Annotated in this window: 15 protein-coding genes; 6 read left to right on the forward strand and 9 right to left on the reverse strand. The window is 71.0% G+C overall.

The window, feature by feature from the left end:
• Positions 1 to 58: 58 nt before the first annotated feature.
• The 8 genes from AOQ37_RS20960 to AOQ37_RS20995 form a co-directional block, all read right to left on the reverse strand.
• Complete coding sequence (locus AOQ37_RS20960) at positions 59 to 895, reverse strand: undecaprenyl-diphosphate phosphatase (protein ID WP_062646132.1); 837 nt, start codon at positions 893 to 895, stop codon at positions 59 to 61.
• A 94-nt stretch (positions 896 to 989) separates the two neighbouring features.
• A complete protein-coding gene (gene crcB / locus AOQ37_RS20965) occupies positions 990 to 1,355 on the reverse strand; it encodes a fluoride efflux transporter CrcB (RefSeq protein ID WP_062646133.1) in 366 nt (121 codons plus the stop codon).
• Entirely contained in the window at positions 1,352 to 1,780 is a 429-nt protein-coding gene (locus AOQ37_RS20970) for a DUF190 domain-containing protein (RefSeq protein ID WP_062646134.1), read from the reverse strand. The genes crcB (AOQ37_RS20965) and AOQ37_RS20970 overlap by 4 nt, the downstream gene beginning before the upstream one ends.
• Complete coding sequence (crcB, locus tag AOQ37_RS20975) at positions 1,780 to 2,232, reverse strand: fluoride efflux transporter CrcB (RefSeq protein WP_062646135.1); 453 nt, start codon at positions 2,230 to 2,232, stop codon at positions 1,780 to 1,782. The genes AOQ37_RS20970 and crcB (AOQ37_RS20975) overlap by 1 nt, the downstream gene beginning before the upstream one ends.
• Positions 2,233 to 2,312: 80 nt before the next feature.
• Positions 2,313 to 3,281: an SMP-30/gluconolactonase/LRE family protein gene (locus tag AOQ37_RS20980; RefSeq protein WP_062646136.1), complete on the reverse strand. Its 969-nt coding sequence runs from the start codon at positions 3,279 to 3,281 to the stop codon at positions 2,313 to 2,315.
• Positions 3,282 to 3,415: 134 nt separating this feature from the next.
• On the reverse strand, positions 3,416 to 3,703 hold the full coding sequence (locus tag AOQ37_RS20985; protein ID WP_062646137.1) for a hypothetical protein: 288 nt from the start codon (positions 3,701 to 3,703) through the stop codon (positions 3,416 to 3,418).
• 212 nt (positions 3,704 to 3,915) lie between these two features.
• Positions 3,916 to 5,484, reverse strand: coding sequence for a glycoside hydrolase family 53 protein (locus AOQ37_RS20990; RefSeq protein ID WP_062646138.1), 1,569 nt, complete (start codon positions 5,482 to 5,484; stop codon positions 3,916 to 3,918).
• Between the two features lie 101 nt (positions 5,485 to 5,585).
• A complete protein-coding gene (locus AOQ37_RS20995) occupies positions 5,586 to 7,607 on the reverse strand; it encodes a beta-galactosidase (RefSeq protein WP_062646139.1) in 2,022 nt (673 codons plus the stop codon).
• A gap of 228 nt (positions 7,608 to 7,835) precedes the next feature.
• Between AOQ37_RS20995 and AOQ37_RS21000 the strand changes: the two genes are divergently transcribed.
• The 6 genes from AOQ37_RS21000 to AOQ37_RS21025 all read left to right on the forward strand — a co-directional run bounded on the left by AOQ37_RS21000 (position 7,836) and on the right by AOQ37_RS21025 (position 12,979).
• Positions 7,836 to 9,164, forward strand: a complete 1,329-nt coding sequence (locus tag AOQ37_RS21000; protein WP_062646140.1) for an extracellular solute-binding protein — start codon at positions 7,836 to 7,838, stop codon at positions 9,162 to 9,164.
• Positions 9,161 to 10,099, forward strand: a complete 939-nt coding sequence (locus AOQ37_RS21005) for a carbohydrate ABC transporter permease (RefSeq protein WP_062646141.1) — start codon at positions 9,161 to 9,163, stop codon at positions 10,097 to 10,099. Before AOQ37_RS21000 ends, AOQ37_RS21005 begins: the two co-directional genes overlap by 4 nt.
• A complete protein-coding gene (locus AOQ37_RS21010) occupies positions 10,096 to 11,001 on the forward strand; it encodes a carbohydrate ABC transporter permease (RefSeq protein ID WP_062646142.1) in 906 nt (301 codons plus the stop codon). The genes AOQ37_RS21005 and AOQ37_RS21010 overlap by 4 nt, the downstream gene beginning before the upstream one ends.
• Positions 10,998 to 12,032 carry a LacI family DNA-binding transcriptional regulator gene (locus AOQ37_RS21015; protein WP_062646143.1) on the forward strand — a complete coding sequence of 345 codons (1,035 nt, stop codon included), beginning with the start codon at positions 10,998 to 11,000 and terminating at the stop codon, positions 12,030 to 12,032. The genes AOQ37_RS21010 and AOQ37_RS21015 overlap by 4 nt, the downstream gene beginning before the upstream one ends.
• A gap of 130 nt (positions 12,033 to 12,162) precedes the next feature.
• Complete coding sequence (locus AOQ37_RS21020) at positions 12,163 to 12,513, forward strand: VOC family protein (RefSeq protein WP_062646550.1); 351 nt, start codon at positions 12,163 to 12,165, stop codon at positions 12,511 to 12,513.
• Positions 12,514 to 12,586: 73 nt separating this feature from the next.
• Positions 12,587 to 12,979, forward strand: a complete 393-nt coding sequence (locus AOQ37_RS21025) for a MarR family winged helix-turn-helix transcriptional regulator (protein WP_062646144.1) — start codon at positions 12,587 to 12,589, stop codon at positions 12,977 to 12,979.
• Between the two features lie 92 nt (positions 12,980 to 13,071).
• On the opposite strand, the gene AOQ37_RS21030 is transcribed toward AOQ37_RS21025, so the two are convergent.
• The gene (locus tag AOQ37_RS21030; protein WP_062646145.1) at positions 13,072 to 13,470 is read right to left on the reverse strand and encodes an SseB family protein; all 399 of its coding nucleotides are present in this window, start codon (positions 13,468 to 13,470) and stop codon (positions 13,072 to 13,074) included.
• Positions 13,471 to 13,692 lie beyond the last annotated feature (222 nt).

Genomic DNA, 13,692 nt, shown 5'->3' on the forward strand with positions numbered 1-13,692 from the left:
TCCCCGACCCGCGGCCGGCCGGCCGCCGAGCGGCCGCCACCGGCTTCCGGGCCCCGGTTCAGCTGTCGAGGACCCCGGCGGCCAGCAGGCCGAACAGCGCCACACCGACGACGAGGCGGTAGATGACGAACGCGTTGAAGGAGTGCTTGGCGACGAACTTCAGCAGCCAGGCGATGGAGGCGTAGGCGACCACGAACGACACCAGCGTGCCGACGGCCAGGGGCGCCGCGCCGGCGCCGGTGCCCAGGGCGTCCTTCAGCTCGTAGAGGCCGGCGCCGGTCAGGGCGGGGATGCCGAGGAAGAACGACAGCCGGGTGGCGGCCACCCGGTCCAGGTCGAGCATCAGCGCGGTGGACATGGTGGCGCCGGAGCGGGAGAAGCCGGGGAAGAGCAGCGCGAGGATCTGCGAACTGCCCACCAGCATCGCGTCCTTGAACGAGGTGTCGTCCTCGCCGCGCTTGTGGCGGCCCATCTGGTCGGCCGCCCACATCACACCGCTGCCGACGATCAGCGAGCCGGCGACCACCCACAGCGAGGCCAGCGGCCCCTCGATGAGCGGCTTGGCGGCGAGCCCCACGACGACGATCGGGATCGTCGCGTAGATCACCCACCAGGCGAACTTGTAGTCGTGGTGGTGACGCTCGTCGCGGCTGCGCAGACCCCGGAACCAGGCCGAGACGATCCGCACGATGTCCTTGCGGAAGTACACGAGCACCGCGGCGATCGCCCCGACCTGGATGACGGCCGAGAAGCCGACGACGGCGTCGTCGTCCACCGGGATGCCCATCAGGCCCTCGGTGATCTTCAGGTGGCCGGTGGAGGAGACGGGGAGGAACTCGGTCACTCCCTCGACGGCTCCGAGGACGACGGCTTGGCCGACGGAGATGGCGCTCATGGAATCCAGTTCTGAGGAGACGAATCGGTCGACAGCGTTGTAGACGCTCCGGTGTCGTGCACAGTCCTACCAGGCGCGGTGCCGGCCGGACCGCCTACGACCACGCCCACTGCCCCACGGCGACCCCGGCGGACGCGGCCCCCAGACCCACCACCACGCTCGCGACGGCGTTGGCGGCGGCGAAGAGGCCCGCGCCGGACTCGGCCAGCCGCAGGGTCTCGTACGAGAACGTCGAGTATGTCGTCAGCGCCCCGCAGAAGCCGGTCCCCAGGAACAATCGCAGGTCGGGGCCGACGGCTGCGGCGCCGGTCAGGGCACCGAGGACGAGACAGCCGCTGATGTTGACGACGAACGTCCCCCAGGGGAAGAGCGAGTCGCGCCGGGCCTGCACCGCACGGTCGGTCAGATAGCGCAGCGGGGCGCCGATCATGCCGCCGATGACGACCACCAGCCAGTTCACAACGACTTCTTACCCTTCATGTCCGGATCGCCCTGGTTCCCGTCACGGCTCGCGCCGCGATCTCCGGCCCGGTCCCCGGCCGGGTCTGCGCCCCTGCCGACGTACCGGACGACCTCGCAGGGATCGAGGGTCACCAGGCCTTCCGTCACCAGTTCGTCGAGCTCGGGCAGGAAGGCCCGCACCCGCTCCTCGGTGTCCACGACGACGATCGCGACCGGCAGGTCCTCGCTGAGCGAGAGCAGCCGGGAGGTGTGGATCAGCGAGGAGGCGCCGAAGCCCTCGATACCGCGGAAGACGCTGGCGCCCGCGAGACCGGCCGCGCGGGCGCGGTGCACGATCTCGGTGTAGAGGGGCTTGCGGTGCCAGGTGTCGTTCTCGCCGACGAGGACGGTCAGCCGCAGGGCACTGCCGGTCGGTCTCGTCATCACTGCCTCCGCAGGAGAACGCGCCGGGTCGCGGTCGCCGCGGCCCAGACGGCGAGGAGCGCCGCGGACAGGGTCGCGGCGAGGTAGGCCAGGGCCGTGCCGGGACGGCCCTCGCCGAGCAGGTTCCGGATGTCGACGGCGTACGTCGAGAAGGTGGTGAAGCCGCCGAGCACACCGGTGCCGAAGAACGGCCGCACCAGGCGGTGGGCGGTCACCGCCTCGGTGATCACCACCAGGAAGACTCCGATCACGGCGCAACCGACGACGTTCACCCAGAAGGTCGTCCAGGGGAAGCCGCCGGTCTGGGTGGGCCACCGGAGGGAGGCCGCGTAGCGGGCGGCGGCGCCGATCCCGCCGCCGACGGCCACGACGGTGACCACCGGGAGCTGACCGGCTCCGGTGGGCCGCCGTGCCGTGCCGGTGCGGAGGTTCTCGGCCTCCGGAGCTGTCATGCCGTGTGTCTCCCGCCCGGTCCGGGACCGTCCCGCCTCATCGGACCGATCATGACCGGGCACCAGCGTAACGCCGTCCCTCACTTGGTCACGGGCGCCTCGCAGACCGCGATGCCGCGCTCCCGGAGGCTGCCCAGTACCAGCCGGCCTCCGGTCTCGCAGACGCTGGTGACCATGCGGAACCCGGAGCGGCGGCGGGTGAGGTGGTGGACGGTCCGGCCGTCGTCGTCCACCGCCAGCACCCCCACCGTGCCCGAGGGACGGTACGGCGCTTTCAGGGCGAGGCGGGCGGCGCGACGGCGTGCGGCGGGGCCGGCGCGGTGCAGGAGGTCGAGCGGGGGGACGCGCGGACCGGCCAGCGCCACCCAGACCGGGCCGTCGGGCGCGCCGCGCCACAGGTTGTCCGGGAACCCCGGCAGGTGCTCGACGAGGGGCTCGGCCCGGCCCGCCCGGGGACCGGTGAGGTGGAAGCGGGTGAGGCGGCGGGCGCCGGTCTCGGCCACGATCAGGAAGGAGTCGTCGCCGGAGCGCGCGAGGCCGTTGGCGAACTGGAGCCCCTCCAGGACGACTTCGGCGTCCCGGGCGCCTGGTTCGAGGCGCAGCAGGCGCCCGGTGCCGGTGTGTTCGACGAGGTCGCCCATCCAGTCCCGCAGGGGGTGCACCCGGCTGGACACGGTGAAGTAGACGGTGCCGTCGGGCAGCGCGACGACGTTGCTGCAGAAGCGCAGCCGCTCCCCCGCCGCCGTCTCGGTCAGGACCCGGACGTCGCCGGTGCCTCCCTCGAGGTCGACGCGCAGCAGCGCGCCGTCGGCGCAGCACACCAACAGGTCGCCCTCCGGTAGGAGTTCGAGACCGAGCGGCCGGCCGCCGATCTCGGCGATGTGCTCGATCCGAGCGGCGGGCGGGTCGTCCGGGCCGTCGACACGCAGGATCCGCCCGTCCGCCACCCCGGTGAGCACCCGCCCTCTGGAGTCGGCGACGACGTCTTCGGGGCCCTGCCCGGGGAGGGTGATGTACCTGAGGGGGACGAGAGGTGTCCGACGGTCCATCGGGGCCGCCCTTCCTTGGGGAGGCGGCCATCCTCCCAGCCGGGCACGGTGTCGGCGGGCCGTGGCCGGGGTCCTTTGCCGGGCCTTTCCGGAGGGTGGACCCTCCGTCCTCTGCCGCCCCTTCCCGACGTCCCTCACCACCCCTTCTCGAACATGCGCGCCACTGCGGCGATGCGCATCTCGTCGCGCCGGTAGTAGGTGCGCCGGCCGATCCGCTTGGCGCGCAGCAGGCCGATGCCGGCGAGCAGACCGAGGTGGGTGCCGGCCACCTGGCGGCGCACGCCCAGCTTCGCCGCGACGAGGTCCGCCGTGACGCCGTCCTCGACGAGGTCGCCGTGCCGCTGCGGCGGGAAGTGCCGGGCAGGCTCCTTCAGCCACTCCAGTATGTCCAGTCGCCTCTCGCTCACGGGAGTCCTCAGCATCGTCGTCCCCTCCGTCCCGGCGGTCGGGGCTCCCCCGGCACCGCGTCGTCCCACTGTTCCGCAGCCGGGGCCGCCGTGTCCCGCACTCCGCGAGCCTTGGCCGGGATCGAACACCCTTGCTCCACAAGGGTGTTCGGATGAACGTCCGGAAGACGGTCGGGGGTCCGGCCGCACGGTGCGGCCGGACCCCCGCTCCGGGTGAGGAGGGCGGATCAGCGGTGGCTGAACCACGACATGGAGGACAGGGCCTTGTCGTCGTAGCCGAACAGGGCCTGGTTCTCCCAGCCGTTGCCGGAGGCGGCGTCGGTCGGGTCCCAGCCGTTGCCGGTGACGGCGGTCCAGGTGGACTCCCAGTAGAAGAGGCCCAGGCCGCGGCCGTTGGGGACGGCCTCCACGATGCTCGCCACGTCGTTCATCCACCGGGTCTGGCCGGCGACGGTCGCCGGGTAGCCCGGGACCAGCTCGCTCGACAGGTCGATGATGTTCTCGGTCGAGTCCTCGCTGTCCAGCCGGAAGGGGTAGGCCGTCTCGGCGACGTAGACCGGCCGGGCGTAGCGGGAGGCGGCGTCGTCGAGGGTGGTCTGGAAGTCGGCGAGCGTGCCGTGCCAGTACCCGTAGTACGACAGGCCGATGACGTCGAACTTCACGCCGTTGGAGACGGCGTTGTCGAACCACCAGCGGGTGCCTGCCAGGTCACCGCCCTTGGCCAGGTGCAGCGCCACGCTCGTACCGGAGTTGACGGCCTTGACCGCGTCGTAGCCGGAGTTGAGCAGTCCGGCGAGCTGCGACCAGTTGTCGGTGGAGCCCGTGGACCACAGCATGCCGCCGTTGATCTCGTTGCCGACCTGCACCATGTCGGCGGTGGTGCCCTGTGCCTTGAGGGCGTTGAGGACGTCGTAGGTGTGGTTGTAGACGTCCGTCTTCAGCTGGCTGTAGGAGTGTCCCGCCCACGCGGCGGGCACGGTCTGCGCCCCGGGGTCGGCCCAGGTGTCCGAGTAGTGGAAGTCCACCAGGAGCTTCGTGCCCTGCGCCTTGATGCGCTTGGCCGCCGCCAGGACCCGCGCCTTGTTGTTGTAGCCGTCGGCGGGGTTCACCCAGACCTTCACGCGCGCGTAGTTCTGCCCGGCGTTCTTCAGGACGGCGAGCGCGTCCTGGGTGGTGCCGGAGCTGTTCTTGTAGACGCCGCCGAGGGCCTCGCTCTTGATGAGCGACGACACGTCCGAGCCCTTGACGGTCAGGCCGGTGGAGCCCGACGCGAAGGTCAGGTCGTCGACGTTGATCCAGTTCCCGGCGTTGGCGTCGGAGTCGACGCTGATGGTGCACTGGTTGTTCGTCACCGCGACGGAGGTGACGACGCGGATCCAGCCGCTCGCCGAGACAGGCAGGGCGGTCCGCTGCTCGGCGCCGCCGCAGTTCTTCAGCGCCAGGTACGCGGAGTTCTGGCCGCCGCCGGAGCGCACCCAGGCGGTGAGCTTGTAGGTCCCGTTGGTGAGTCCGGACAGGTACTGGTACGTCTCGACCTTGTAGGCGGAGGCCGAGTAGTGCGAGAGGCGGTACCCGCCCGAGTGGCCACCGGCCTCGGTGAAGGAGGCGGCGTTCTGCCCGGCCGCCGAGTACGTCGACCAGCCGGAAGGTGTCGCGGTGCCGGCACCGTCGGTCTCGAAGCCGCCGTTGGTGAGCGTGCCGGCCGCCTGCGCGGTCTGCGCGGGCAGGACCGTGAGGGCGAGCCCCGCGGCGAGCGGCAGCAGCAGGGTTCTGAGTGTGCGTCTGGGATGGAACATCGTCGTCCGTCGTCCCTTCGACGTGATGGATGGGTTCCCTCCGGTGTGAGGGGCCCCCTCCGCCCGCGGCTCGCGGCTCCACGGGCGAAGGGGGAGTCGGCTCAGCCGTCGAGTCGCACGACCCGTACGGCTCCCGCCGGGACCGAGAGGCGGCCGGCGGCGCGTTCGCCCGTCAGCAGTTCGGTGCCGGGGGTCTCCAGCGGCACCTTGGCGTCGGTGGCGGTGTGGTTGACGGCGAAGAGGTAGCTGCCCGTCCCGCCGGAGCGGCGCACGACCTCGACGTCGCGCGGGAGGTCGGCGCGCGGGGCGATCGCCGCGTCCTCGGCGGCCCGGCCGAGCAGCGCGTCCAGGCCCTCGGGGCCGAGGCGGGTGGAGACGTACCAGGCGGTGCCCTCGCCGAGCCGGTGCCGGGTGACGGCGGGCCTGCCCTCGGTGAGGCCGTCGGCGTAGGTCCAGACGGTCTCGGCGCCGCGCGGCACCACGAATTCCGTCCACACGTCTCCGTCGAGCGCGGTGCCGTCGGGGCCGGTGACGCGCACGCTCTCGCCCCGGAGCAGCGGTGAGAACTCCTCGACCGTCAGGCCCAGGACGTCGCGGAGCGCGCCGGGGTAGGAGCCCTCGTGGACGGCGTCGTGCTCGTCGACGATGCCGGAGAAGTACGACACGACCAGGGTGCCGCCGTTCGCGACGTACTCCCTGAGGTTGTTCCCGGCCGCCTCCGTCATCAGGTAGAGGGCGGGCACCACGACCAGCGGATACGCCGAGAGGTCCGCCTCGGGGTGGGCGAAGTCCACGGTGAGGTGGCGGTCGTAGAGGGCCTCGTAGAAGGCGTCGGCGCGCTCGCGCGGATCGGCGTCCTCGCTGGGCCGCCAGGCGAGGTCCTGCGCCCACCAGGAGTGCCAGTCCCACAGGACCGCGACGTCGGCCTCGGTGCGGGTGCCGCGGATCGCGGTGAGGGAGTCGAGCGAGGCGCCGAGCTCGACGACCTCACGCCACACACGGGTGTCGGTGCCGCCGTGCGGGACCATCGCCGAGTGGAACTTCTCGGCGCCGCGCCGGGACTGGCGCCACTGGAAGAACATGGCGCCCTCGGAACCCCGGGCCACATGGGCGAGGGAGTTGCGGGCCATCTGACCGGCCGCCTTTGCGGGGTTGCGCGGCTGCCAGTTCACCCCGGAGGTGGAGTGCTCCAGGAGGATCCAGGGCGCGCCGCCGCCGACGGAGCGGGTGAGGTCGGCGGCCATCGCGAGGTTGACGTGGGTGCGGCGGCCGTCGGTGATCAGGTAGTGGTCGTTGGTGACGAGGTCGACCTCGCGGCCCCAGGCCCAGTAGTCGACCGAGTCGCACTGGCTGAGGGCGGTCATGAAGTTGGTCGTCACCGGGACCCCGGGCGCGAGGCGGTGCAGGATGTCCCGCTCCATGCGGAAGTTCTCGCGCATGGTGGCGTCGGCGAAGCGCCGGTAGTCGAGCGCCTGCCCGGGGTTGCCGACCGTGGGGGTGGCGCGCGGCGGGTTGATGTCCTCGAAGCGTGCGTAGCGCTGGCCCCAGAAGGCGGTGCCCCAGGCGTCGTTGACCGCGTCGACGCTGCCGTAGGCGGTCTCCAGCCAGCGGCGGAAGTGGGCGGCGCAGGAGTCGCAGTAGCAGGCGGAGACGGGCACGCCGTACTCGTTGTGCACGTGCCACATCGCCAGCGCCGGGTGGTCGCCGTAGCGCTCGGCGAGACGGGTGGTGATGTTCGCCGCGGCGGCGCGGTAGTCCGCGTTGCTGTGACAGATGGCGGCCCGGGAGCCGAACTCGTAGCGCACGCCCTCCGGGGTCACGGGCAGCGCTTCGGGATGCTCGCGGTAGAACCAGACCGGCGGCGCCACGGTCGGGGTGCCCAGGTCGACGCGGATGCCGTTGTCGTGCAGCAGGCCGATGACGCGGTCCAGCCAGCCGAAGTCGTACTCCCCCGGCGACGGTTCCAGCAGGGCCCAGGAGAAGATCCCGACACTCACCATGGTGACGCCGGCCTCGCGCATCAGCCGGACGTCGTCCTGCCAGACGCTTTCCGGCCACTGCTCGGGGTTGTAGTCCCCACCGAAGGCGAGCCTGGTGAGGCCCTTGGGGCTGGTCTCCGGCATGGATCTCTCCTGTGTAATCGATCATTTGGGAACGTGCACACACGGCGGCGGCGTTCGGAGCCCAACATAACCGCACAGCAACAACCATTGACAAGTGTCCGGGATGTTTCTCTACTGTGAACGCTCACAGACAGCAGGGCGGCTTCTCGCGACGGGCGAGGAGCCCGCCCATGCGATCGCATGGCAGGTTTTCGCACCGGGCGAGAACCCAGGTCAGGGGAGAGATCCATGCCCAACACGAAGCGTCGGCGGCTCTTTGTCAGAGGTGCGGCTGCCACCCTCGCCGCCACCCTCGGCGCCACCGCACTCGCCGCCTGCGGCTCGTCCGACGAGGACAGCGCCGAGTCCGGGCCGGTCTCGCTCACGTACTGGACGTGGACGCCCGGCATGGACAAGGTCGTGGACCTGTGGAACAAGGGCGAGGGCAAGAAGGACCAGATCACCGTCACGGTGAAGAAGCAGGCGTCCGGCGACACGCTGGTCACCAAGATCCTCACCGCGCACAAGGCGGGCAAGGCCCCCGACCTGGTCCAGGCCGAGTACCAGGCCCTGCCGACGCTGGTCAGCAATGACGCGCTGGCGGACATAGGCAAGAACGTCGGCGACGCGAAGAGCAAGTTCGCCGACGGTGTCTGGCAGCAGACCACGCTGGGCACGGACGCCGTCTACGCGGTGCCGCAGGACATCGGCCCGATGATGTTCTACTACCGCGCGGACCTCTTCGAGAAGTACGGCCTGACGGTCCCCACGACCTGGGAGCAGTTCGCGGCGACCGCCCGCGCGCTGAAGGAGAAGGCTCCGGACACGGACCTCACCACGTTCTCCGCCAACGACTCCGGACTCTTCGCGGGCCTCGCCCAGCAGGCCGGCGCCAAGTGGTGGACCACCTCCGGCGACAAGTGGAACGTCGGCATCAACGACGCGGCCACCAAGAAGGTCGCCGACTTCTGGGGCGGCCTCGTCAAGGAGGGCGCCATCGACAACCAGCCGATGTACACGCCGGCCTGGAACAAGGCGCTCAACACCGGCAAGCAGATCGCCTGGGTCTCCGCCGTGTGGGCGCCGGGCACCCTGACCACCGCCGCGCCCGACACCAAGGGCAAGTGGGCCATGGCCCCGCTCCCCCAGTGGTCGGCCGACGAGAACGTCACCGGCAGCTGGGGCGGATCCTCCACGGCCGTGACGACGGACTCCGAGCACAAGGACGCCGCCGCAAGGTTCGCCGCCTGGCTGAACACCGACGGCGACGCCCTCAACGCGCTGGCCAAGGAGAGCGGCATCTACCCCGCCTCCACCTCCGCCCAGCTCAGCGGCGCCTTCACCACCCCGCCGGACTACTTCTCGAACCAGGCGGACTTCTACACCACGGCCGCCAAGATCGCGAAGACCACGGCGCCGTCGGCCTGGGGCCCGAACGTGAACGTCGCCTACACGACCTTCAAGGACGCCTTCGGCGCCGCCGCGAAGGACAAGTCCGACTTCTCCGCCGCACTGGACAAGATGCAGGCGGACACCGTCGCCGACATGAAGAAGCAGGGCTTCGAGGTCTCCGAGTGACCACCGCACACCGCCGGAGGTCGTACGGGGTCAAGGGGGCCCCGTACGCCTTCCTGCTCCCCGCGACGCTCCTGTTCGCCCTGTTCTTCGCGCTGCCCATCGGGTACGCGCTGTGGCTCAGCTTCCGCAAGGTGCACGTCTCGGGCCTCGGCCTGGGTTCGGGCGCGCGGCGGGAGGTCTGGGCCGGCCTCGGGAACTACACCGCCGCCTTCACCGACAGCGAGCTGCTCGACGGCGCGCTGCGCGTCCTCGGCTACGGCTGCATCGTCGTCCCGGTGATGCTGGGCCTGGCGCTGCTGCTCGCGCTGATGCTCGACGCCGACAAGGTGCGGCTCGCGCCGTTCACCCGGCTCGCGATCTTCCTGCCCTACGCCATCCCCGGCGTGGTGGCGGCGCTGCTGTGGGGCTTCCTCTATCTGCCCGACGTCAGCCCGTTCTACTTCGTGCTGGAGAAGCTGGGTCTGCCGCAGCCGGACCTGCTGGACGGCGGCCCGCTCTACCTCGCCCTGTCGAACATCGCGGTCTGGGGCGGCACCGGCTTCAACATGATCGTCATCTACACCTCGCTCCAGGCCATCCCGGCCGAGGTGTACGAGGCGGCGAAGCTCGACGGCGCCACCCCGACGCAGATCGCGCTGCGGATCAAAATCCCGATGGTGGCGCCCTCGCTGGTGCTCACCTTCTTCTTCTCGATCATCGCCACGCTCCAGGTCTTCAACGAGCCGACCACCCTCAAGCCGCTCACCAACTCCGTGTCCACGACCTGGAGTCCGCTGATGAAGGTGTACCGGGACGCGTTCGGCACCGGTGACCTCTACCAGGCGGCCGCCGAGGCCGTGATCATCGCCTTCGCCACGCTGGTGCTCTCCTTCGGCTTCCTGCGGGCCGCGAACCGTCGCAACAAGCAGGACGCCAGTCATGAAGGGGCACGATGAGTTCTCTCGCCGTCCAGAAGGCCTCCTCGGCCACCGGCACCCAGGGCACCGCCCGCCGCCGTCCGCCGCTGCGCGGCCGGATCGCCCTGGTGCCGACGATCGCGCTGCTGCTGGGCGCGGTCTACTGCCTGCTCCCGGTGGCGTGGGTGGTCATCGCGTCCACCAAGTCCGGCAGTGAGCTGTTCTCCACGTTCACGTTCCTGCCGGGCAGCGGCTTCACCGACAACGTGCACGACCTCAACGCCTACCGCGACGGCATCTACTGGCGGTGGATGGCCAACTCCGGCCTCTACGCCGTGCTCGGCGCGCTGCTGTCGACGGCCGTGTCGGCGTTCAGCGGCTACGCGCTGGCGACCTACCGCTTCCGGGGCCGCGAGTCACTGTTCAACGTCCTGCTGGCGGGTGTGCTGATGCCGCCGATCATCCTCGCCATCCCCCAGTACCTGCTGATGGCGAAGGCGGACCTCACGGACTCCTACTGGGCCGTGCTGCTGCCGCAGATCCTCTCCCCCTACGGCGTCTACCTCGCGCGCATCTACGCGGCCGCGGCCGTGCCGAGCGATGTGGTGGAGGCCGGCCGGATGGACGGGGCGAGCGAGTGGCGGATCTTCACCAGGGTCGCGCTGCCGATGATGGTGCCCGGCATGGTGACGGTGTTCCTGTTCCAGTTCGTAGCGATATGGAACAACTTCCTGCTGCCGTACATCATGCTCAGTGACGACGAGAAGTTCCCGATCACCCTCGGTCTGTTCACGCTCCTCGAACAGGGCGCCAACACCCCGGCGCTCTACACGCTGGTGATCACCGGCGCGTTCCTCGCGGTGATCCCGCTGGTGGCGCTCTTCCTGGTCATTCAGCGGTTCTGGAGCCTGGACCTGCTGTCCGGAGCCGTAAAGTCATGACCATGAACAATGGTGCGGGGGGCCGGCGCAGACCGCCGACCATCCACGACGTGGCGCGGGAGGCGGGAGTCTCCCGGGGCACCGTCTCGCGCGTGCTCAACGGTGGACACTATGTGAGCCCCGCCGCGGCCGAGGCGGTCAACGCCGCCATCCGCAGGACGGGTTACGTCGTGAACCGGCACGCCCGTTCCCTGATCACCGGCCGCTCCGACTCCGTCGGCTTCCTGCTGACGGAGCCCCAGGAGCGGTTCTTCGAGGACCCCAACTTCAATGTCCTGCTGCGCGGCTGTACGCAGGCGCTGGCCGCGCACGACATCCCCCTCCTGCTGATGCTGGCCGGGACGGAGGACGAACGGCGGCGCATCACGCGGTACATCACCGCCGGACATGTCGACGGGGTGCTGCTGGTCTCCAGCCACTCCGGGGACCCGATCGCCACCGAGCTGCGTGAGGCGGGTGTGCCGCTGGTGGCGTGCGGCAAGCCGATCGGGATCGGGTCCAAGGTGAGCTATGTGGCCGCCGACGACCGCGACGGCGCCCGGGACATGGTGCGCCATCTGCTCGCGCAGGGCCGTCGGCGGGTCGGCGTGGTCACGGGCCCGCTGGACACCCCCGGCGGTGTGGAGCGCCTCGCCGGCTACCGGGAGGTGCTCGCCGAGGCGGGCGTCGACTACGACGAGAGCATCGTCGTCCCGGGCGACTACAGCCGGGCCAGCGGTGAGGCGGGCGCCGAGCGGCTGCTGGCGCAGGCGCCGGACCTCGACGCGGTGTTCGTCGCCTCCGACCTGATGGCGCAGGGCGTGCTGACGGCTCTGCACCGGGCCGGCCGGCGGGTGCCCGAGGACGTCGCGGTCGGCGGCTTCGACGACTCCCCGGCGGCGACGGCGGCCAGCCCCTCCCTCACCACGATCCGGCAGCCCTGGGACCGGATCAGCAACGAGATGGTCCGGGTGCTCCTCGCCCAGATAGGGGGCGAGGACCCGGCGGCGGTGATCCTGCCGACGGAGCTGGTGAAGCGGGAGTCGACGTAGCCGAGCGGCCGGTGCGGGCCGAACCGGTCAGGATCGGAGAAGCCGTCCGCGGCTCCCCGGCCTAGCGTGAGTGGTGCGGGAGCACGAACCGTTCCCGCGCACCGCACCGCACCTCACCGAGGAGAACGCCATGACCGCCGGCCTTCAGACGATCATCTACCCCGTCAAGGACCTCGACCGGGCGAAGGCCCTGTTCAGCGCGCTGCTGGGGGTCGAGCCGTACGCCGACGAGCCGTACTACGTCGGCTACAAGGCCGAAGGGCAGGACGTGGGCCTCGACCCGAACGGCCACGGCAAGGGCATGACCGGACCGGTTCCGTACTGGCATGTCACGGACCTGCGCGAGCGGCTCGCGGCGCTGGTGGCGGCCGGGGCGGAGCTGCTTCAGGACGCCCAGGACGTCGGCGGGGGCCGGCTGATCGCCTTCGTGAAGGACGCCGACGGCAATCTGGTGGGTCTGCTCCAGGACCCCGCCGCCTGAGGCGGCCCGAACCGCTTGCGCCCGCACTAGTTGCACACTCAATGAATCGCCGTTCCGGTGTTACCGTGCAGGTATGGCAGCGAAGACGGCCGGGGCGGGCCTCGAAGAGCGGTGGCGGGACATCCTGTCGGTGCACGCGCGCACGATGTGCGAGATCGATCGCGTGCTGCATCCGCACGGCCTCGGAGCGAGCGACTTCGAGGTGCTCGACATCCTCGCCTCCGAGACGCCCCGGGAGGGCGACCACTGCCGGGTGCAGAACCTCGTCGGGCGGGTGCACCTCAGCCAGAGTGCGCTGTCCCGGCTCATCGGCCGCCTGGAGAAGGAAGGCCTGGTCGAGCGTTCCGTCTGTGTGGAGGACCGGCGCGGGGTGTGGGTCTCCCTCACCCGCAAGGGCCGCGATCTGCACACCGAGGTGCTGCCGCTCCAGCGGGCGGTACTGGGCCGGATGCTGACCGGGTCGTAGGCACGGGACCACCCGGCTCCCCCGGGGCGCGGGACCGCCCGGCTCCCCCGGCGCGGGGGAGCCCGGTCGGCGGTCCGGGGGGCGTGCGCGGGTCAGCGGGCCAGCAGGGTGCGGACCCCCTCCGAGGTGAGCGTCAACGGATGGTCGCCGGCCGCGTCGATGGAGAGAGACAGCTCACCGGTCGGCCACTGCGCGGCGAGCGCGCCGAGGGGCACGAGCCGGTAGCGGGCGACCTCCGGCAGCAGGTCAGCCATCTCCGGTTCGGAGGTGAAGACCGGCACCACGGGTGACCCACCGGGCTGTTCGAGGACGGGCAGCGCGACGGTGGCCGGGTTGGTGACGTCCTCGTCGAGGGCGTCGTCGGGGACGGGCACGAGGACGTCGCAGTGCGCGAGCGTGTCCAGTGCGGCGGTGTCCTCGGTGTCCCGGGCCAGCGCGTCCAGTGCCAGCGCGGCGGGGTTGTTGACGCGGTCGTGCGCGGGTGTCTCCATGACGATCTCCCCTGGTAGCGGGCCGGTAGCGGCGGTCCGGCCACGCGTACCCGACCGTCCACCGCTCAATCCCCCGTCGGCGCCCCGGGGCCTCACCGCCACCCGCCCGGCACACATCCGGGTGAACCGTGCGATCCGTGTGGCCCATGGGAAGGCGGCCGAGGTGCGGTCGCGGCCCCGGTCGGCACCTCCGGTGTCACCGAAACGTCCCGGAGGCTTCCC

The organism is Streptomyces maremycinicus, from assembly GCF_001184025.1.
Taxonomy (GTDB): domain Bacteria; phylum Actinomycetota; class Actinomycetes; order Streptomycetales; family Streptomycetaceae; genus Streptomyces; species Streptomyces maremycinicus.

Coding starts and splice junctions, on each gene's coding strand:
- AOQ37_RS20960 (WP_062646132.1), bottom strand. CDS start 895: ATGAGCGCCATCTCCGTCGGCCAAGCCGTCGTCCTCGGAGCCGTCGAG.
- AOQ37_RS20970 (WP_062646134.1), bottom strand. CDS start 1,780: ATGACGAGACCGACCGGCAGTGCCCTGCGGCTGACCGTCCTCGTCGGC.
- crcB (WP_062646135.1), bottom strand. CDS start 2,232: ATGACAGCTCCGGAGGCCGAGAACCTCCGCACCGGCACGGCACGGCGG.
- AOQ37_RS20980 (WP_062646136.1), bottom strand. CDS start 3,281: ATGGACCGTCGGACACCTCTCGTCCCCCTCAGGTACATCACCCTCCCC.
- AOQ37_RS20985 (WP_062646137.1), bottom strand. CDS start 3,703: ATGCTGAGGACTCCCGTGAGCGAGAGGCGACTGGACATACTGGAGTGG.
- AOQ37_RS20990 (WP_062646138.1), bottom strand. CDS start 5,484: ATGTTCCATCCCAGACGCACACTCAGAACCCTGCTGCTGCCGCTCGCC.
- AOQ37_RS20995 (WP_062646139.1), bottom strand. CDS start 7,607: ATGCCGGAGACCAGCCCCAAGGGCCTCACCAGGCTCGCCTTCGGTGGG.
- AOQ37_RS21000 (WP_062646140.1), top strand. CDS start 7,836: ATGCCCAACACGAAGCGTCGGCGGCTCTTTGTCAGAGGTGCGGCTGCC.
- AOQ37_RS21010 (WP_062646142.1), top strand. CDS start 10,096: ATGAGTTCTCTCGCCGTCCAGAAGGCCTCCTCGGCCACCGGCACCCAG.
- AOQ37_RS21015 (WP_062646143.1), top strand. CDS start 10,998: ATGACCATGAACAATGGTGCGGGGGGCCGGCGCAGACCGCCGACCATC.
- AOQ37_RS21020 (WP_062646550.1), top strand. CDS start 12,163: ATGACCGCCGGCCTTCAGACGATCATCTACCCCGTCAAGGACCTCGAC.
- AOQ37_RS21025 (WP_062646144.1), top strand. CDS start 12,587: ATGGCAGCGAAGACGGCCGGGGCGGGCCTCGAAGAGCGGTGGCGGGAC.
- AOQ37_RS21030 (WP_062646145.1), bottom strand. CDS start 13,470: ATGGAGACACCCGCGCACGACCGCGTCAACAACCCCGCCGCGCTGGCA.